This is a genomic window from Roseomonas sp. 18066, assembly GCF_902706185.1.
Taxonomy (GTDB): domain Bacteria; phylum Pseudomonadota; class Alphaproteobacteria; order Acetobacterales; family Acetobacteraceae; genus Pseudoroseomonas.
In genome coordinates this window covers 1-20,223 of sequence record NZ_CACSJM010000121.1, presented here as the reverse complement: position 1 = coordinate 20,223, position 20,223 = coordinate 1, and the positions used below count along the sequence as shown (strand labels likewise).

Annotated in this window: 13 protein-coding genes; 11 read left to right on the top strand and 2 right to left on the bottom strand. The window is 71.7% G+C overall.

Annotated elements, in window-relative coordinates; genetic code table 11:
• Positions 1-164 precede the first annotated feature (164 nt).
• The 11 genes from bcsA (at position 165) to GVN67_RS21465 (ending at position 18,901) form a co-directional block, all read left to right on the top strand.
• A complete protein-coding gene (gene bcsA / locus GVN67_RS21515; RefSeq protein WP_159999383.1) occupies positions 165-5,120 on the top strand; it encodes a UDP-forming cellulose synthase catalytic subunit in 4,956 nt (1,651 codons plus the stop codon).
• Entirely contained in the window at positions 5,117-9,118 is a 4,002-nt protein-coding gene (locus GVN67_RS21510) for a cellulose biosynthesis protein BcsC (protein WP_159999382.1), read from the top strand. Before bcsA ends, GVN67_RS21510 begins: the two co-directional genes overlap by 4 nt.
• 51 nt (positions 9,119-9,169) lie before the next feature.
• Positions 9,170-9,652, top strand: a complete 483-nt coding sequence (gene bcsD / locus GVN67_RS21505; RefSeq protein WP_159999381.1) for a cellulose biosynthesis protein BcsD — start codon at positions 9,170-9,172, stop codon at positions 9,650-9,652.
• 116 nt (positions 9,653-9,768) lie between these two features.
• Complete coding sequence (locus tag GVN67_RS21500) at positions 9,769-10,926, top strand: Re/Si-specific NAD(P)(+) transhydrogenase subunit alpha (protein ID WP_200845336.1); 1,158 nt, start codon at positions 9,769-9,771, stop codon at positions 10,924-10,926.
• 18 nt (positions 10,927-10,944) lie between these two features.
• Positions 10,945-11,337 (top strand): proton-translocating transhydrogenase family protein, encoded by a 393-nt coding sequence (locus GVN67_RS21495; protein ID WP_159999380.1) that lies wholly within the window; start codon positions 10,945-10,947, stop codon positions 11,335-11,337.
• A 4-nt stretch (positions 11,338-11,341) separates the two neighbouring features.
• On the top strand, positions 11,342-12,748 hold the full coding sequence (locus tag GVN67_RS21490; protein WP_159999379.1) for an NAD(P)(+) transhydrogenase (Re/Si-specific) subunit beta: 1,407 nt from the start codon (positions 11,342-11,344) through the stop codon (positions 12,746-12,748).
• A gap of 170 nt (positions 12,749-12,918) precedes the next feature.
• The gene (locus tag GVN67_RS21485; protein WP_159999378.1) at positions 12,919-13,653 is read left to right on the top strand and encodes a Crp/Fnr family transcriptional regulator; all 735 of its coding nucleotides are present in this window, start codon (positions 12,919-12,921) and stop codon (positions 13,651-13,653) included.
• A 196-nt stretch (positions 13,654-13,849) separates the two neighbouring features.
• On the top strand, positions 13,850-15,454 hold the full coding sequence (locus tag GVN67_RS21480) for an ABC transporter substrate-binding protein (RefSeq protein ID WP_159999377.1): 1,605 nt from the start codon (positions 13,850-13,852) through the stop codon (positions 15,452-15,454).
• Positions 15,455-15,463: 9 nt separating this feature from the next.
• A complete protein-coding gene (locus tag GVN67_RS21475) occupies positions 15,464-16,441 on the top strand; it encodes an ABC transporter permease (protein ID WP_159999376.1) in 978 nt (325 codons plus the stop codon).
• 4 nt (positions 16,442-16,445) lie between these two features.
• Positions 16,446-17,276 carry an ABC transporter permease gene (locus GVN67_RS21470; protein WP_159999375.1) on the top strand — a complete coding sequence of 277 codons (831 nt, stop codon included), beginning with the start codon at positions 16,446-16,448 and terminating at the stop codon, positions 17,274-17,276.
• Positions 17,273-18,901, top strand: a complete 1,629-nt coding sequence (locus GVN67_RS21465) for an ABC transporter ATP-binding protein (RefSeq protein WP_159999374.1) — start codon at positions 17,273-17,275, stop codon at positions 18,899-18,901. The genes GVN67_RS21470 and GVN67_RS21465 overlap by 4 nt, the downstream gene beginning before the upstream one ends.
• Before the next feature lie 234 nt (positions 18,902-19,135).
• On the opposite strand, the gene GVN67_RS21460 is transcribed toward GVN67_RS21465, so the two are convergent.
• Together GVN67_RS21460 and GVN67_RS21455 are read right to left on the bottom strand one after the other, a co-directional pair.
• Positions 19,136-19,771, bottom strand: coding sequence for a GntR family transcriptional regulator (locus GVN67_RS21460; RefSeq protein WP_159999373.1), 636 nt, complete (start codon positions 19,769-19,771; stop codon positions 19,136-19,138).
• A partial coding sequence (locus GVN67_RS21455; RefSeq protein ID WP_408906361.1) for a DUF721 domain-containing protein occupies positions 19,771-20,223 on the bottom strand: 453 nt, incomplete at its 5' end. The genes GVN67_RS21460 and GVN67_RS21455, both read right to left, overlap by 1 nt.

Genomic DNA, 20,223 nt, shown 5'->3' with positions numbered 1-20,223 from the left:
GCCTTCCGCGCGCCGCCGCCGCCGCCGTCCGTGGCCATGCCGGAACCCGCGGTCGCCGCCCCTGCTTCCCCGCCGGCGCCGTCCGCTGCGCCCGTCCCCGCTGAACCCCCCGCCGTGCCGCGATTCGGCCTGGCGCAATCCCCCTTCTGGGGTGGACGGTAACCATGCGTCCGATGCGCAACATCCTCTCGCGCGTGCCGCTGCTGGGGCGCCTGCTGTCCTTCATCGGCGCGCTGATCGGATTGACCTTCATCGTGGCGCCGCTGGAGGCCGAGCAGCAGGCCTGGCTGGCGCTGGGCGGCTTCCTGGTCTTCCTGATCATCGGCCGGGCGAGCTCGCGCGGGTCGCTGTTCTTCCTGGTGGCGCTGTCGACGCTGATCTCGCTGCGCTACATCTACTGGCGGGTGACGGAGACGCTGGACTATACCGGCTTCCTCTCCACCTTCCTCGGCACCGGCCTGCTGCTGGCCGAGATCTACGCGGTCGCCGCCCTGCTGCTGTCCTATTTCCAGCAGCTCTGGCCGCTCGACCGCAAGCCGGTGCCGCTGCCGGTCGACACCGACCTCTGGCCCACCGTCGACGTCTTCATCCCGACCTACAACGAGCCGCTCGACGTGGTGAAGCCGGCTGTCTTCGGCGCCCTGTCGATGGACTGGCCGCGCGACCGGATGAATGTCTACATCCTCGATGACGGCCGCCGCGAGGAATTCCGGCAATTCGCCGCCGAGGTCGGCTGCGGCTACATGGTCCGCCCCGACAACAAGGGCGCCAAGGCCGGCAACATCAACCACGCGATGACCCGCACCTCGGGCGAATATATCGCGATCTTCGACTGCGACCACGTCGCCACGCGCGCCTTCCTGCAGTTGTCGCTGGGCTGGATGCTCCGCGACAAGGGCATCGGCATGCTGCAGACGCCGCATCATTTCTATTCGCCCGATCCTTTCGAGCGGAACCTGGCCTCGGGCAAGCGCGTCCCGAACGAGGGGCTGCTGTTCTACGGCCTGGTGCAGCCGGGCAACGACCTGTGGAACGCGACCTTCTTCTGCGGCTCCTGCGCCGTGCTGCGGCGGACCGCGCTGGAGCAGGTCGGCGGCGTGCCGACCCAGACGGTGACCGAGGACTGCCACTGCTCGCTGAAGATGCAGCGGATGGGCTGGCGCACCGCCTATCTGCGGGTGCCGCTGGCGGCGGGCCTGGCCACCGACCGGCTGATCACCCATATCGGCCAGCGCATGCGCTGGGCCCGCGGCATGATCCAGATCTTCCGGATCGAGAACCCGCTGATGGGCAAGGGGCTGAAGCTGTACCAGCGGCTCTGCTACCTGAACGCCCAGTGGCACTTCCTGTTCCCGCTGCCGCGCGTGGTCTTCCTGACCGCGCCGCTGGCCTTCCTGCTGTTCGGGCAGAACCTGATCGCCGCCTCGCCGCTGGCCATCGTGGCTTATGCCGGGCCGCATATCGTGCATTCGATCGGCACCAACAGCCGGGTGCAGGGCCGGGTGCGGCACAGCTTCTGGTCCGAGATCTACGAGACCGTGCTGGCCATCTACCTGCTGCCGGTCGTGCTGGTGACGCTGTTCGACCCGAAGCGCGGCAAGTTCAACGTGACCGACAAGGGCGGCACGCTGCAGGAAGGCTTCTTCGACCTGCGCGCCGTGGCGGCCAATTTCGTCATCGCCATCTTCCTGGTCCTCGGCCTGCTGTCGGGCATCTACGGCATGGCGGCGAACTCGCCGGCCAGCCAGGAATTCCAGGCCAATGCGCTGAACACCTTCTGGGTGATCCTGTCGCTGATCACGGTGATGGCGGGGCTGGCCGTCGGCCGCGAGCGGCGCCAGGTGCGCGAGCGGCACCGCGTCAACGCGCGGCTGCCGACGACCGTGATCTTCGCCGACGGCACCCGGCTGGAGGGCGAGAGCGCCGACCTGTCGCTGGGCGGCGCCGCGCTGTTCATGGCGCAGCCCGAGCAGGTGCCGGCCGACCCCAAGGTGATGATGGAATTCGACCTCGGCCCCGACCGCGTGACGGTGCCGGCCGAGGTGCTGCGCTGGCAGAACGGCCGCATGCAGGCCCGCTTCCTGCCGGCCAAGCTGATGGATGAAGGCAATATCGTGCGCGCCGTGCTCGGCCGCGCCGATGCCTGGATGGACTGGGACGAGGCGCGGCACGACCGACCGCTGCGCGCTCTGCTGGAGGTTGTGGTGAGCATCACGGGTCTGTTCCGCGGCGACAGCCAGCTTTCTTTCCGGGGCCGTCGCGAGCGTCGTGCCCGGGCCCGCGCCGCCGCCGCCCGCCGCGCGCCGAACCTGGCCGCCGCCCCTGGCCAGGCGCCGCCGGCGCTGCAGCCGGGCGCCGCGACAGGGCCGGCCAGCGGCCCCGCCACGGGTCCGGCCGCGCCGCGCAAGCTCAGCGGCAATGGCCGCCGCGCCGCCAGCATCGCGTTGCTGGCGGGCCTCGGCCTTGCCATCGCCGGCGGCGCCGCGGCGCAGCGGCTGCAGGCGCCCCCGGTTCCGCCGCCGCTGACGCCGTCGCAATTCGGCGGCCAGCCGGCCGGTGGCCAGGCCTCGACCATGCAGCCGCTGGCCATGCCGCCGATGCCGACCGGGCCGTCCTCGACCCCGGTCGCCGCCAGCCCGCCGCCGGCGCCGATCCTGGGCGCCCCCGGCGCGCCCCCGGGCCTGCCGCCGATCATGGCGCAGCCGAGCCCGGTGCAGCCGAGCTTTGCCCAGCCCGCGCCGGTGCTGGCCCAGGCGGCGCCGCCGCCTTCCAATCCGTCGCTCGGCGCCCCGCCGTCGATCTTCGGCATGCCCGGGGCGCCGGCCGGCGCGCCGGTCGCGCCGCCGTCTTCCGCCCCGGCCGCCGAGATCCCCGGCCTGACGCCGATGGCGCCGCCCAGCGGCCCCTTCGGCACGCCGCCGTCCAATTCCGGCCCGGTGATGTTCGGCAATGGCGGCGGCGGCACCCCCGGCGGCGCCTCCCGCGTCGAGAGCCGCACGCTGAAGCAGCTGGGCCTCGCCGGCCCGATGCAGCTGCGCGGCACCTCCGACCTGCAGGGCCTGCTGTTCGGCGTCCGCTCGGACGAGGTGGTGACCGCGGCCCGGCTGGTGCTGCAGGGCGCGACCAGCCCGGCGCTGATCCCCGAGCTCAGCCAGATCGCCATCGCGATGAACGAGCAGTTCGTCGGCACCATCACGCCGGAGCGCACCCGCCCGGCCTTCGGCCCGATCGAGTTCCCGATCAACCCGGTCTACTTCGCCGACAGCAACCGGCTGAACTTCCGCTTCACCGGCCGCTATGCGGTGGAATGCAACGACCCGCTGTCGGGCCTGCTGTGGTCGACCGTCTCCGACCTGTCGACGCTGCACCTGACGCTGGAGAAGCTGCCGCTGACCCGCGACCTGGCGCGGCTGCCGGAGCCCTTCTTCGACCCGCGCCTGCGCAACGAGCCACTGACCCTGCCGGTCGTCATGCCCGATGCCGCCGGCAACGACCTGGTCCGCGCCGCCGCCATCGCCACCTCCTGGTTCGCGGTGCAGGCGGATTACCGCGGCGCCAACTTCCCGGTCAGCGCCAGCGTGCCGCCGCGCGGCAATGCCATGGTGCTGGTCGCCGGCAATGAGGGCGTGCCCGGCGTCACCCTGCCGCGTTTCGAGGGTCCGACGCTGGCCGTGGTGCCGAACCCGGCCGACCCGACCGCGATGCTGCTGGTGGTGGGTGGCCGCACCGGCGCCGAGGCGGCCTCGGCCGCCCAGGCCCTGGCCGTCGGCCGCCAGGCGCTGTCCGGCGAGCTGGCCCAGGTTCAGGCCCCCGAGATCCCGGTGCGCGCCGAATATGACGCGCCGCGCTGGGTCCGCACCGACCGCCCGGTCCGCTTCGGCGAGCTGGTCGACCCGTCGGAGCTGCAGAGCTACGGCTTCGCCCCGGGCGCCATCGCCATTCCCTTCCGCACCGCGCCCGACCTCTACACCTGGCGCGAGCGGTCGCTGCCGGTCGATGTCCGCTTCCGCGCGCCCCCGGGCCCGGTGATGGATGTCGCGGTCTCGCGGCTCGACGCCTCGCTGAACAATATCTACCTGAAGTCCTTTCCGCTTCGTGAAGTGGAGCCGGGCTGGCCCTGGAGCTGGGTGGCGCGCAACACCGGCCTCGGCGCCCTGCCGGATCGCGGCGAGGGCCAGGTCGGCCTGCCGCCCTACCTGGTCTTCGGCCAAAACGAGCTGCAGATGCGCTTCGACATGCGCCCGCTCAACCGCGGCGACTGCATCTCGATCCCCGGCGACATCCGCGCCTCGATCGACCCGGACAGCACCATCGACCTGACGCGCGGCTACCGCTTCACCGAGATGCCCAACCTGGCGCATTTCGCGGGCTCGGGCTTCCCCTTCACCAAGATGGCGGATTTCTCCACCACCGCGCTGGTGCTGCCGGAGCGCGCCAACACGCTGGAGCTGTCGGGCGCCTTCACCCTGCTGGGCAAGCTGGCCGCCAATGTCGGCTACCCCGCCGCCCGCATCGCCGTGGTCCGCCCGGCCGGCCTCGAGACGGTCGCCGATCGCGAGCTGCTGGTGGTCGGCGCGCTGGGCCGGCAGCCGGCGCTGGCGCAGCTGCTCGGCCAGGGCAGCCCGCTGCAGGTCGATGGCGGCCGCGTCAGCGTGGCGCTGCCGACCGCGCTGGAGAGCTTCCGCAACCTGTTCCTGACCGACGACCGGCAGATGGACCGGCAGCGCCTGGAGGCGGTGCTCGCCACCCCGGGCGAGGCCACCGGCATGCTGATCGGCTTCGAGAGCCCGCTGAAGGGCAACCGCTCGGTCATCGCGCTGACGGGCACCAACCCGCAGGGCATGGAGGCCATGGTCACCGCGCTGCGCGACCCGGAGATGCAGCCGCGCATCCAGGGCGACCTGGCGCTGCTGTCCGGCGGCCGCATGACCTCCTATAAGGTGAATCGGAATTACACGGTGGGTCAGCTTCCGGTGCATCTCATGCCACAATTCTGGCTGGGCAAGCGACCGGACCTGCTGCTAGGCCTCGTCCTGGTGGCGGCGCTGTGCATCGCCATTCCGACCTACTGGCTGCTGCGCCGCCGCGCTGCCCTTCGGCTGAGGACCAGGACGCAATGATGGCTTTCCGCGCGCATCTGCTGGCCACGGCCTGCTCGCTGGCATTGCTGCCCCTGCTGCCCGCCCCCGCGGCGGCGCAGGAGGGCGCGATCGCCGTCTTGCTCGACCAGGCCAGCTATTGGCGCGGACAGAGCCGCCCCGACCGGGCGGCGACCACCCTGGACCGGCTGCTCGCCGCCGAGCCGGGCAATCTCGATGGCCTGGCCGCCGCCGCCGCCACCCAGGCGGAGCTCGGCAACCTGCCCGGCGCCGAGAAGCACCTGGCGCGGCTGCGCGAGCTGGCGCCGGCCGACCCCCGCCTGGCCGAGGCGGCGCTGGCCGTGCGCGGCGCCTCGATCGACCCGGCGCAACTGCACGAGGCGCGGCGCCTGGCTCAGCAGGGCCTCTCGGTCGAATCGGTGGCCTTGTACAGGAAGCTGTTCGGCGGCCCGGTGCCGCCGGCGGCCTTCGCCATCGAATACTACCAGACGCTGGCCGGCACGCCGGACGGCCACCCGGAGGCGCGCGAGGCGGTGGCCCGGCTGGTCGCCCGCAGCCCGGCCGATCGCCGGCTGCCGCTGGCGCTCGCCCGGATCATGACCTATCGCGAGGGCTCGCGCGCCGAGGGCATCCGCCGGCTGCAGGCGCTGGCGCAGCAGCCCGAGGGCGCGGGCGACGCCCGCGCCGCCTGGCGCGACGCGCTGCAATGGGAGGCCCTGGCCCCCGAGGCGGCCGGCGGCATCGAGGCCTATCTCAAGCTGTTCCCGAACGACCCGCTGATGCAGCAGCGGCTGGCCGATGCCGGCCGTGCCGTCGGCGATGGCGGCGCCGCCCGGCTGCGCGGCTTCGCGGCGCTGAATGCCGGCCTGCTGGCCGATGCGGCGCGCGAGTTCCAGTCCGTGCTGGTGCTGCGCCCCGAGGATGCCGATGCCCGTGGTGGCCTCGGCGTCGCGCGGCTGCGCCAGGGCCGCCGCACCGAGGCGACCGCGCTGCTGCGCGAGGCGATCGCCGCCGACCCCGCCAATGGCCGCGCCCGCTGGGCCCGCGCGCTGGACGGCGCCGCCGGCCCGACGCTGGTCGCCCAGGCGCGCCAGGCGGTGCAGCGCAGCCAGTTCGACCAGGCCGAGCAGATCCTGCGCCGGGGCCTGCGCCGCGAGGGCGCCGAGCGGGTCGAGGCCGAGACCCTGCTGGCCGACCTGGCGCTGCGCCGCGGCGACCTGGCCGGGGCCGAGCAGCATTACCGCGCCGCGCTGGCCCGCCGGCCGGAGCTGGCGACGCCGATGGCCGGGCTGTTCGAGGCGCTGCAGCGCCAGGGCCGCTTCGCCGAGGCGCAGCAGCTGGCCGAGCGCCGCAACCGCCTGGTCGCCGGCAGCGCCGCCGCCCAGCGCGCCGAGGCGCTGCGCATCGAGGCGCAGCGCGCCGGCGACGCCGAATCCGGCATCGCCCTGCTGCGCGGCGCCCTGGCCGCCGAGACCGGCAACCCCTGGCTGCGGCTCGACCTGGCCCGGGCGCTGGCCGCCCAGGGCAAGGGCACCGAGGCGCGCGCCCTGGTCGACCAGCCGGCCGAGACCGGCGCCGCCGAGCCGGTCTTTGCCGCCGCCCTCTTCGCCAGCGACGAAGGCCGCATGCTGGACGTGGCCGGCCTGCTGGAGCGCGTGCCCGACCGGCTGCGCAGCGCCGATATGGGCCGGCTGATGCGCCGCGCCCGGCTGCAGCAGCAGGTCGCCGCCGCGCTCGAGCCCGATGCCTTCGGCCATCGCGGCGAGGCCAAGCGCCGGCTGCTGTCGCTCGCCGCCCGTCCCGAGCCCAGCGGCGAGACCGCCGCCCTGGTGGTCGAGGCGCTGGCCGGGCTCGGCGATGCCCAGGCCGCGACCGAGGCCGCCCAGGCGGCGCTGGCCGCCAATCGTAGCGCGCCGGCCTCCGGGCGGCTCGCCATCGCCATGGCGCTGCAGGAGGTCGGGCTGGACCAGCCGGCCAGCCAGATCGCCGTCGAGCTGGCCCAGGACAGCCGCCTCTCCACCGATGAGCGCCGCCAGCTGGCCGGGCTGCGCGCCGCCGGCGCGCCCGCGCCGACCGCGGTCGCCGCCGCCGCGCCGCGCCCGGCGCCGCAGCCCGCGGCACCGCAGCCGGCCGCGCCCCAGCAGGTCGCCGCCGCCCCCCGCCAGGAAGCGCCGCGCGTCACCTTCCAGCTCTACCAGGGCGCGCGCGACGCCCGCGAGGCGCAGCGCCTGGCCGAGGGCGTCCTCCGCCGCGACCCGCGCAACCTCGAGGCGCGCGGCGGCGCGGTCGATGCCGCCATCCTGCTCGACCAGTGGGCCCGCGCCGAGGGGCTGCTGGCCGAGGCCCGGGCGCTGGCCCCGAACGACCCCCGCCTGTCGATGATCGAGGCCCGGCTGGCGCGCGCCGGCGGCGACGAGGCCCGCGCCCGCGGCGCCCTGCTGCTGGCCGCCGAGCAGCGCCGCGGCCAGATCGGCGGCGGCGAGGCCTATGCCGATGCCGGGGCCGAGGGTGGCTCGCGCCGCGTCGCGCTGGCCGGCCAGGGCATGTCCAGCCAGGCGGCGCCGATCATCGGCATGCCGGGCGGCACCTATGCGACGCCGCCGGACGCCGCGTCCGCCGCCGCCGCGCCGGCCGCGCCGCAGGCGCCGCTGACCTATCCGCCGGTGGCCCCGCCGCCGGGCAGCCCGAACTATGCCGGCCCGACCTATGGCGCGGCCCCCGCCCCGGCGGCGACGGCCCAGCCGGCCTATGCCCAGCCGAGCTATGCCCAGCCCAGCTATGCCCAGGGCCGCCCGGTCGCCACCTACCAGGCGCCGCTGACCCTGCCGCCGCAGGCCGCCAACGACCCGCTGCTGAACCAGATCAACCGCGAGCTGGCGGTGGTGCAGGACGAGAATTCGTCCCGCTTCTCGCCGACGGCCAATTTCCGCACCCGCTCGGGCGATGGCGGCTTCGACAAGCTGACCGAATATGGCGGCGGCGCCGAGGTCTCGGCCGCCCTGCCGGAAGTCGGCGGCCGCATCTCGCTGCGCGCCCAGGTGGTCAATATCGATGCCGGCGGCATGGACCAGTCGGTCTATGCGCTCAGCCGCTTCGGCAGCAACGCGCTGACCATCAACAACGGCTCCGCGCTGACCGCCGCCCAGGCCGCCGCCGCGGCGCCGCGGCAGACCTCGGCGACCGGCGTCGCGCTCGGCGTCGGCTACAGCCAGGGCATCTTCTCGGCCGATATCGGCACCACGCCGCTCGGCTTCCGCAGCCAGAACGTGCTGGGCGGCGTCGAGGTGGCGCCGCATCTGAGCGAGAATCTGCGCCTGCGCATGACCGCCGAGCGCCGCGCGGTGACCGACACCATGCTGTCCTGGGGCGGCATGCGCGACCCGGCGACCGGCCGCACCTTCGGCGGCGTGGTGCGCAACACCGGCCGCGGCCAGCTCGAATACGGCTACAGCGCCGACACCAACTTCTATGTCGCCGGCGCCTATTCGACGATGGAAGGCGACGGGGTGCGCGACAATTCGCGCTGGGAGGCGGCGGCCGGCTTCAACACCGCCCTCTACCGTCGCGAGAGCTGGGAGGTCACCACCGGCCTCGACATGCTCTACCAGACCTATGACCGCAACCTGCGCTACTTCACCGCGGGCCATGGCGGCTATTTCAGCCCGCAGAGCTTCTTCGCGGCGACCGTCCCGGTCGACTACCGCGCGCGCTCGGGCGATTTCAGCTACCGCCTCGGCGCCAGCGCCGGCATCGCCACCTTCCGCGAGAACCGCGCGCCGTATTTCCCGAACGACAATGCGGCGCAGGCCAATCTCGAGGCGCAGGCGGCCTCCAACACCAATGTCACCGCCTTCTATCCGGGCCAGTCGCAGACCGGCTTCACCGGCGGCGTGCGCGCCGACGTGGAATATGCGGTGACGCCGAACCTGCGGCTGGGCGCCGCCCTGCGCTACGACCGCTCCGCCGATTGGAGCGAGGCGCGTGGCCTGCTTTACGCCCGCTACAAGCTTGATCAGTAAGCTCGCCCATCGACGGTCCGGAAAACCAGGGCCGGCAGGAGAAAACACGGCATGACCCAGACCGACCCGGCGCCGGCCGCGCTCGCCTATCTGGCGCGGCGCGAGGTCAGCGCCCAGTGGCGCGGCTTCCTGCGCGCCCTGGTGGAGACGCTCGACGCCAATCTGGAGAAGGCCGGCCGCGACGGGCTGCTGCGCGCTGTCGGCGCCAAGCTCGGCGCCGGCCTGCCGCTCGGCCCGGTCGAGACGCTGGACGGGCTGGAGGCGCGGATGAACGACGCGCTGGCGACGTTGTCCTGGGGCTATGCCAGCTTGTCCGTCGACGAGGCCGATCGCAGCCTGCGCCTGACCCACCGCCTGGCGCCGCTGGTGGCCACCGCCACCGACGAGGCCGGCGGCTGGATCGCGCCCGTGCTGCTCGGCCTCTACGCCACCTGGCTGGAGACGCAGCAGGGCGAGGCGCCGGCCGAGGGCGGCGCCAGCCTGACCCTGGTGGAGGCCACGGCCACGGCCATCGTCTTCCGCTTCGGCACCTGAAGCGGGGCTGCCCCCCGCGCCGTCGCGGGGATGACACTGCAATGCGGCTTGTCGGTGGTCCCACCACCGGTCAATCTCCCGGCACAATCGGATAGCGATAGTGCCGGGAGGGCCTGATGCGTCTCGCAGTGCTGAAGGAAAGGCGTGCCGGGGAAACCCGCGTCGCCGCGACGCCGGAGACGGCGAAGAAATTCATCGGCCTCGGCATCGATGTGGTGGTGGAGAGCGGGGCGGGCCTCGCCTCCGGCCTGCCCGACGACGCCTATCGGGAAGCCGGGGCGGAGATCGCCGCCGATGCCGCGGCCGCCCTGGCCGGCGCCCGGCTGGTGCTGAAGGTGCGCGCGCCGCTGGCGCATGGCGAGGGCGAGGTCGATGAGCTCGCGCTGATCCCGCGCGGCGCGCTGCTGATCGGCACGCTGGAGGCCATCGCCAACCCGGCGCGGGCGAAGCTCTATGCCGAGGCGGGGATCGAGGCCTGCAGCATGGAGCTGCTGCCGCGCATCACCCGGGCGCAGAGCATGGATATCCTGTCGTCCCAGGCCAATCTCGCCGGCTACCGCGCGGTGATCGAGGGCGCCACCGCCTTCGACAAGGGCTTTCCGATGTTGATGACGGCGGCGGGGACCATCCCGGCCGCGAATGTCTTCATCATGGGCGCGGGCGTGGCAGGCCTGCAGGCCATCGCGACCGCCCGGCGGCTCGGCGGGCGTGTCTCGGCGACCGATGTCCGTCCTGCGGCCAAGGAAGAGATCAAGTCGCTGGGTGCGGCCTTCGTCGGCGTCGAGGATGCCGAGATGGCCCAGGCGCAGACCGCCGGCGGCTATGCCAAGGAGATGAGCGAGGACTACAAGCGCCGCCAGGCCGAGGTCATCGCCGCCGCCGTCGCCAAGGCCGATGTCGTGGTCTGCACCGCGCTCGTCCAGGGCCGCCGCGCGCCGATCCTGCTGACCGAGGCCATGGTCGCCGGCATGAAGCCGGGCAGCGTGGTGGTCGATATCGCGGCGGATGCCGGCGGCAATTGCGCGCTGACCGTGCCGGGCGAGCTGACGGTGACCGCCGGCGGCGTGAAGATCCTCGGCTGGCAGAACTGGCCGGGGCGCATTCCGGCCGCCGCCAGCAGCCTCTATGCGCGCAACCTGCTGACCTTCCTCTCGACCTTCTGGGACAAGGAGGCGCGCGCGCCGAAGCTGGTCGCCGAGGACGAGATCATCCGCGGCGTCACCCTGACCCGCGACGGCGCGGTCGTGCATCCGCAGCTGGCCCCGGCGGCCTGAGGCGAGGGAGAGGAACCGATGAACCCCACCGACCTGGCCAACCAGGCCTCCGCCACCGCCGAGCGCGCGCTGGCGCTGGCCGCCCAGGCGCGGCAGATGGCCGAGGCCGTCGCCCCCGCCGCCCAAGCCGCCGAGCCTTTTCTTCTGTTGCTGACGATTTTCCTGCTGGCCTGCTTCGTCGGCTACTACGTCGTCTGGAACGTCACCCCGGCGCTGCATTCGCCGCTGATGGGTGTCACCAACGCCATTTCTTCCGTGATCGTCGTCGGCGCCATCCTGGCGACGGGCCTCGGTGATTCCTGGGCGGCAAAATTCTTCGGCTTCCTGGCGGTGACCCTGGCCTCCGTAAACATCTTCGGCGGCTTCATGGTGACGCGGCGGATGCTCGCCATGTTCAAGAAGAAGGGCTGAGCCGATGGCGCACACGCTTTCGACCCTGGCCTATATGGTGGCCTCGGTCCTGTTCATCCTGGCGCTGCGTGGGCTGTCGCATCCGGAGACCAGCCGGCGCGGCAATCTCTACGGCATGGTCGGCATGGGCATCGCCATCCTGGCGACGCTGGCGCATCCGGGCATGGGCGGCGGCGGGCTGGGGTTGATCCTGGCCGGCATCGTCATCGGCGGCGGCATCGGCACGGTGCTGGCGCAGCGCATCCAGATGACCGCCCTGCCGCAGCTGGTGGCCGCCTTCCACTCGCTGGTGGGCCTGGCCGCGGTCTTCGTCGCCGCCGCCGCCTTCTACAACCCCGAGAGCTTCGGCATCGGCACGCCCGGCCATATCCATGGCGGCAGCCTGGTCGAGATGTCGCTGGGCCTGGCGATCGGCGCCATCACCTTCAGCGGCTCGCTGATCGCCTTCGCCAAGCTGCAGGCGCTGATGTCGGGCGCGCCGATCACCTTCAAGGGCCAGCACTTCCTCAATCTCGGCCTCGGCGTGCTGCTGCTGGTGCTGGTCATCGCCTTTGTCGCCACCGGCAATGCCGCGCTGTTCTGGCTGATCGCGCTGCTGGCGCTGGCGCTCGGCTTCCTGCTGATCATCCCGATCGGCGGCGCCGACATGCCGGTCGTCGTCTCCATGCTGAACAGCTATTCCGGCTGGGCGGCGGCGGGCATCGGCTTCACCGTCGGCAACCTGCTGCTGATCGTCACCGGCGCGCTGGTCGGCGCCTCGGGCGCGATCCTGTCCTACATCATGTGCAAGGGCATGAACCGCAGCATCATCAACGTGCTGCTGGGCGGCTTCGGCAGCGATCCGGCGGCGGCCTCGGCCGCGGCCAGCGGCGGCCCGGCGCGGCCGGTGAAGGCCGGCAGCCCGGAAGACGCCGCCTATATCATGAAGAATGCCGCCAAGATCATCATCGTCCCCGGCTACGGCATGGCGGTGGCCCAGGCGCAGCAGGTGCTGCGCGAGATGGGCGACCTGCTGAAGAAGGAGGGCGCCGAGGTCTCCTACGCCATCCATCCGGTCGCCGGCCGCATGCCCGGCCATATGAACGTGCTGCTGGCCGAGGCCAACGTGCCCTATGACGAGGTGCATGAGCTGGAGGAGATCAACCCGGAATTCGCCGAGGCCGACGTCGCCTATGTCATCGGCGCCAACGACGTGACCAATCCGGCGGCGAAGACCGACAAGTCCAGCGCCATCTACGGCATGCCGATCCTGGATGTGGAGCGCGCCAAGACCGTGTTCTTCGTCAAGCGCGGCATGGCCAGCGGCTATGCCGGCGTCGAGAACGAGCTGTTCTTCCGCGACAACACCATGATGCTGTTCGGCGACGCCAAGAAGATCACCCAGCAGATCGTCCAGGCGCTGCAGAAGTAGTTTTTTGTCAGCGGCGCGCCGGGCGGTGCCCGGCGCGCTGTCGCTTCTTTATTCGATGCCGCTGATAAATGAGACGTGTCTCGGCCGAATCGACCGGCAACTTGGCCTTCATTGGCGGCGCTGCGGCAAAGGGCTTGGTTCCATGCCGCCACCCCCCCTATAACCAGGGCATGGCCGCCAAACCCGCCTCCCTGACGCCCTTGCCCGGCTCCTGCGCGGCCTGCGCGGTGCGGCCCTTCGCGCTGTTCCGCGTGGTGCCGCAGGCGCGGGTGGGGGAGATCGCCCGGATCCGCTCCGCCGTGCGGCTGGTGCGCGGCGGCGAGGCGATCCGCGACGGCGTCTTCACCCTCTATGCCGGCTGGGCCTTCTCCTGGACCACCACGCCGGACGGGCGGCGGCAGATCCTCGACTTCCATTTGCCCGGCGACCTGGTCGAGCGCAGCGAGGATGGCGCCGAGGTCTCGGCGCTGACCGATGCCAGCTTCTGCGTCCTCGCCCGCGACCGGCTCTGCGAGTTCATGGGCCGCGACCCCGGCCTGGCGCTGTCCTATGCCGACGGGCTGGTGCGCGACCGCGCCCGGCTGCGCGAGCGCCTGACCAGCCTGGGCCGCCGCGACGCGCTGGGGCGCGTGGCCCATCTGCTGCTGGAGCTGCACACGCGGCTGACCCATCGCGGCGGCGCCGACCGCACGGGCGCCGCCCTGCCGCTGAAGCAGGCGCATCTGTCCGACGCGCTGGGCCTCTCCGTCGAGCATGCCAACCGGGCGCTGGCGGTGCTGCGCCGCGACGGCGTCGCCTCGCTGCAGAAGGGGCGGCTCGACATTCTCGACCGCGCGGCGATGGAAGAGCTCGCCGGCTGGTCCAGCGCCCCCGCGGCCCCCGTGCTGACCCGCATCAAGGCCTGAGCCGCCGACCCGTTGCGAAAGCGTGACCATGGCCTCTTGCGTCGCCGCGGCGCCGGGGCCAGCTTTGCTGCGCTGCGGCAAGCGCGTTTGACGTATCCCTGCCATTCCACGATCTAAATTTGCTGAAATGGCTCGGGTGATTGACAGAATCTCACTTTCACCGCTTGTTGATTGCTAACGACGGAGAGCCGAGACCATGCAAATCACACGCCGCCACCTGCTGCTGTCCGGGATTGCCCTCGGCGCCGCGGCCAATACCAGCCTGCCGCTGCCCGCGCTGGCGCAGGCGCCGCGCCGCGGCGGCGTGCTGACCATCCATCTGGGCTCGGAGCAGCGCATCCTGAACCCGGCGCTGCGCGCCTCGACCGGCGTCTATGTCATCACCAGCAAGATCATCGAGCCGCTGGTCGACCTGGGCGAGGGCGGCAAGATTCTTCCAGTTTTGGCTGAGAGCTGGGACGCTACTCCCGACGGCAAGACGGTGACCTTCAAGCTGCGCGCCGGCGTGCAGTGGCACGATGGAAAACCCTTCACCGCGGCCGACGTGCAGTACAGCGCGATGGAGCAGTGGAAGAAGCACCTCAACTACGGCACCACGCTGCAGCTCTATCTCGAGGCGGTCGAGACGCCGGACCCGCTGACCGCGGTCTTCCGCTACTCCCGCCCGATGCCGCTGAACCTGCTGCTGCGCGCGCTCTGCGACCTCGGCTACATCGTGCCGAAGCATGTCTTCGAGAGCGGCAACGTGCTGGAGAACCCGGCCAACACCGCGCCGATCGGCACCGGCCCCTTCAAGTTCGTCGAATACCAGCGCGGCCAGTATGTCATCGCCGAGCGCAACCCGAACTACTGGCGCCAGGGTTTTCCCTATCTCGACCGCATCGTCTGGCGCTTCATCACCGACCGGTCGGCGGCGACCGCGGCGCTGGAGACCGGGCAGGTGCAGATCTCGGCCTATAACGGCCTGCCGCTCGCCGATATCGACCGGCTGCGCAAGGACAACCGCTTCGAGGTCTCGACCCGCGGCGTCGAGGGCAATGTCTTCAACAACACCCTCGAATTCAACACGCGCCGCAAGGAGCTGTCCGACAAGCGGGTGCGCCAGGCCATCGCCCATGCGGTGGACGTGCCCTTCTTCCTGGAGAACTTCCTGTACGGGCTGGGCAAGCCGGCCACCGGGCCCATTCCCTCGCTGTCGCCGGAATTCTTCCCGAACAACGCCGTGCCCTACCCTTACGACAAGGCGCGCTCGGAGAAGCTGCTGGACGAGGCGGGCTACAAGCGCGGGGCAGGGGGCATCCGCTTCAGCCTGAAGATCGTGCCGATCATGAATGGCGAGGACGTGCCGCTGCTCGCCACCTTCATCCAGCAGTCGCTCTCGCAGGTCGGCATCCGGGTGGAGATCGTCCAGCTCGACATCGCCGGCGCCCTCTCGGCGGTCTATCGCGACTGGAACTTCGACCTGGCCACCGGCTGGCACCAGTATCGCGGCGATCCGGCGGTCTCGACCACCGTCTGGTACCGCTCGGGCTCGCCGAAGGGCGCGCCCTGGACCAACCAGTTCGGCTGGCAGTCGGATGCCGTCGACAAGCTGATCGACGACGCCGCCAGCGAGGTCGATGTGGCGAAGCGGCGCGCGCTCTACGCCGATTTCGTCAAGGCGGTGAATGACGAGCTGCCGGTCTGGATGATGACCGAGCGCCCCTTCTACGCCGCGACCTCGAAGCGGGTGCAGAACCACCACAACGTGCCGCGCTGGGATTCCGGCGATATGCACGACACCTGGATCCAGCCCGCCTGAAGGACCGACATGCGCATCCTGTTCCTGGCGCTGCGCCGGCTGGCCGCCAGCCTGCCGACGCTGCTGCTGATCCTGGTCGGGCTCTTCCTGCTGCTGCAGCTGGCGCCGGGCGACACCGTCGACGCGCTGGTGGCCCAGATGGGCGGCGGCGACCCGGCGATGATCGAGCAGCTGCGCAGCTTCTACGGGCTGGATGCGCCGGTGCTGGTGCAGCTCGGCCGCTACCTGCTGCGGCTGGTGACGCTCGACCTCGGCTTCTCCGCCATCTACGGCAAGCCGGTGGCCAGCGTCATCCTGGAGCGCCTGCCGGTCACCCTGCTGCTGATGGCGACCGCGCTGAGCTTCGCCTTCGCCGCCGGCATGGCGCTGGGCGTCATCGCCGCGCGGCGGGTCAACCGCTGGCCGGATGCGCTGATCTCGACGCTGGGGCTGGTCTTCTACGCCACCCCCAGCTTCTGGTTCGGCATGATGGGCATCGTCGTCTTCGCCGTCCGCCTGGCTTGGCTGCCCGCCGGCGGCTTCGAGGAGATCGGCAGCGGCACCACCGGCCTCGCCCGGGTGCTCGACATCGCCTGGCACCTGGTGCTGCCGGTGGCCACCCTGGCGCTGACCTATCTGGCGACCTACCTCCGCATCATGCGCGCCTCGATGCTGGAGGTGCTGACGCTGGACTTCGTCCGCACCGCCCGCGCCAAGGGCCTGGGCGAGACCGCCGTCGTGCTGCGCCACGTGCTGCGCAACGCGCTGCTGCCGGGCGTCACGCTGATGGGGCTGCAGGCCGGCACCATGCTGGGCGGGTCGGTGGTGGTGGAGAGCGTCTTCGCGCTGCCCGGCCTCGGCCGGCTGGCCTATGAATCCGTGGTGCAGCGCGACGTGAACACCTTGCTCGGCATCGTCTTCGTCTCGGCGCTGCTGGTCATCACCATCAACTTCATCGTGGACATGCTCTACGCCAAGCTCGATCCGCGCATCGTCACGGGGTCATAGGCGCATGGCTTTCCTCAGGCGCTATGCGCGCAACCCGGCGGCGGTGATCGGCCTGCTGCTGGTGCTGGCCGTCATCGGCATGGCCCTCTCGGCCAGCTGGATCTTCCCGCGCGACCCGCTGTCGCTGGCCGGGCGCCCGCTGCAATGGCCGATGGACAATCCGCGCTTCTGGCTCGGCACCGACAATACCGGGCGCGACATCGCGGCGCAGATCTTCCACGGCGCCCGCACCTCGCTGCTGATCGGCTTCGTCGCCACCGTCATCGCCATCCTGATCGGCATCGTCGTCGGCGCCATCTCCGGCTTCTATGGCGGCTGGGTCGACGACCTGCTGATGCGCGTCACCGAAGCCTTCCAGACCCTGCCCAACTTCCTGCTGCTGCTGGTCCTGGTCGCCGTCTTCGGCTCCAACATCAGCTTCGTCACGGTCGCCATCGGCATCGTCTCCTGGCCGCCCTCGGCGCGGCTGACGCGGGCCGAGTTCCTGACGCTGCGCCACCGCGAATTCGTCCAGGCCTGCCGGGTGCTGGGCATGCGCGACGCGCAGATCATCTTCCGCGAGATTCTGCCCAACGCCCTGCCGCCGATCATCGTCTATGCCAGCGTCATCATGGCGGTGGCGATCCTGCTGGAAAGCGCGCTCGCCTTCCTCAGCCTGTCCGACCCCAACATCCCCTCCTGGGGCAACCTGATCGGCGCGGGCAAGGGCGTGCTGCGGGTGCATTGGTACGTCTCGGCCATCCCCGGCCTGGTCATCCTGCTGACCGTGCTCGGCGTCTCGCTTGTCGGGCAGGGCCTCAACGACGCATTGAATCCGAGGTTGAAGGGACGATGAGCCTGCTCTCGATCGAAGGCCTGACCGTCGCCCTGCCCAAGGGCGCCGACCGGCCGCATGCGCTGGACAATGTCTCCCTCACCCTGAACCCCGGCGAGATCCTCTGCGTCGTCGGCGAAAGCGGCTCCGGCAAGTCGCTGACCGCGGGCGCGGTGATGGGGCTGCTGCCCGAGGGCGTGGTGGCCACCGCCGGCGCCATCCGCTTCCAGGGCCGCGACCTGCTGCCGCTGCCGGCGGCCGAGATGCGCAAGCTGCGCGGCCCCGCCATCGGCATGGTGTTCCAGGAGCCGATGACGGCGCTGAACCCGCTGCGCAGCATCGGCAGCCAGATCGGCGAGATGTTCCGCACCCACACCCAGCTTTCGGGGCGCGAGATCGACGCCCGCGTGCTGGCGCTGCTGGAGCAGGTGCGCATCCCCGACCCCTCTGGCGCCGCCCGCGCCTTCCCGCATGAGCTCTCCGGCGGCCAGCGGCAGCGCGCCATGATCGCCATGGCCCTCGCCCTGGAGCCGAAGCTGCTGATCTGCGACGAGCCGACCACCGCGCTCGACGTCACGACCCAGGCGCAGATCCTGGAGCTGATCCGCGACCTGCAGCGCCGCACCGGCACCGCCGTGCTGTTCATCACCCACGACTTCGGCGTGGTCGCCGACATCGCCGACCGGGTCGCGGTGATGCGCCGCGGCATCCTGGTCGAGCAGGGGCCGGCGGCCGAGGTGCTGAACCACCCGCAGCACCCCTATACGAGGGCGCTGGTCGCCGCCGTGCCGCCGCTGGCGCCGCCCGAGCGCGCCCCCGTCACCGGCGCGCCCTTCCTCGAGATCGACCACGTCTCCAAGACCTATCGCAAGGGCGGGCTGCTGCGCCGCAACCGCCGCGTCACCCATGCGGTGAAGGACGTCTCCCTCAGCCTGCCGCGCGGCGGCACGCTGGGCATCGTCGGCGAGAGCGGCTCCGGCAAGTCGACGCTGGCCCGCTGCATCCTGCGCCTGCTCGACCCCGAGACCGGGGAGATCCGCCTCGGCGGCCAGGACCGCCTGGCGCTGTCGAAGCAGGCGCTGCGCCAGGAGGCGAAACGGGTGCAGATGGTGTTCCAGGACCCCTACGCCTCGCTCAACCCGCGCCGCCGCGTGGGCGAGCTGGTGGCCCAGGGCCCGATCATCCATGGCACGCCGAAGGCCGAGGCGATGGCCCGGGCGCGGGAGCTCTTCGCCCTGGTCGGGCTGGACCCCTCGGCGCTGGACCGCTTCCCGCATGAATTCTCCGGCGGCCAGCGCCAGCGCATCGGCCTGGCGCGCGCGCTGGCGCTGCGGCCGGAAGTGCTGGTGGCGGACGAGCCGGTCTCCGCCCTCGACGTCTCGGTGCAGGCGCAGGTGCTGAAGCTGCTGGTGCAGCTGCGCGAGCAGCTCGGCCTGTCGATGGTCTTCATCACCCACGACCTGCGCGTGGCCGCCCAGCTCTGCGACCAGCTGGCGGTGATGCGCCGCGGCGAGGTCGTCGAGCACGGGCCCGCCGCGGCGATCTTCGCCAACCCGCAGCATGAATATACGCGGGCGCTGATGGCGGCGGTGCCGGGGAAGGGATGGACGCCGCCCGTGGCGTTCGGGAGCGAAGAGGCGGCTTGAGGTCGGGGGAATGAATTCCCCCGAACCCCCTTCTTTTTTCTGGGGTGACTGCCGTGTCCACGTGGAGACGGGACGTGAAACGGCCCAGCGGCAGCGCGACCTTTCGGGGCGCGCTGTTTTTGTATGATGGCGTCCCGCCGCGATGCCCTGGTGTCTGTTTCGTTGAAGTGCTGGTCATCAAACGGCCGGTCATCAGAAAGAAGAAGGGGTCCAGGGGAATTCATTCCCCTGGCCTCAGCCTTGCTGCTGAACGCTGCTCCTGAGATCTTCGATATGCCGCCGCATCGCGCCCTCCGCCGCGGCGCCGTCTCGCCCTGCGATGGCCGCGACGATTTCGGCGTGCTGGGCGACCACCGACTGGCGGTGGGTGCTTTGTCCGGCGGCGATGAACCAGAAGCGGATCGCCCGGTCGCGCAGGTTGCGCAGGATATCGGCCAGGACCGCGTTGCGCGCCGCGGCGGCGATCAGCCCGTGGAATTCCTGCTCCAGCAGCATCAGCTGCTCGGTCTCCGCCACCGCCGTGGCGCTGCCGGCGCGCAGCACATTGTCTTCCAGCGCGGCGATCTCGGCGGGGCTGGCGCGGGCGGCGGCCAGGCGGGCGGCGTGGCCTTCGTTGATCAGCCGCGCCTCGATGATGTCCAGCAGCTCGGCCGGGTCGATGCCGCGGACCTCGACGCGCTTGCGCGGGTGGATCACCACCAGCCCTTCCTGGCGCAGCCGGTCGAAGGCCTGGCGGACGGGGGTGCGGCCGAAGTTCAGGGCCTCGGCGACCTGGGCCTCGACCAGGCTGCTGCCGGGCGGGAAGCGGCAGGTGACGATGCGGGCGCGGATGGCGCGATAGGCCTGTTCCTGCAGCGACAGGGGCGGCATCAGCGCTTCGGGCGGAAGACGCCCTGGGCCAGGCGGGCCAGCGCCGCGCGCAGCTCGGGGTCGGCGATATCGGCGATCTTGGCGTCGATCGGGGCGGGCAGGGCGACGGGCTGCGGCTTCGGCGCCTTGCGCACCGGCGGCGGCAGCTTGGCCTGGACGATGCGCAGCCGCTGCACCAGCGCCTGGCCGAGGGCGCCATTGACCTTGGCGATCAGCTGCGGCGCCAGGTACTGCAATTCCATCGCCACCGGCCCGGCGCAGCCCAGCGTCAGCGTCCCGGCCGACAGCTTCTGCGGGATGGTCTGGGCGGCCAGCACGGGACCCACGATCTGCGGCCAGTCGGCCATCAGGTTGGCGCCGGCGGGGCTGCGCTTCTTGAAGGCCGGGCGGGTGACGCGCGGCATCAGCGCCGAGATCGAGCGCGGGCCCAGATCGGCGCGCCAGGCCGGGGC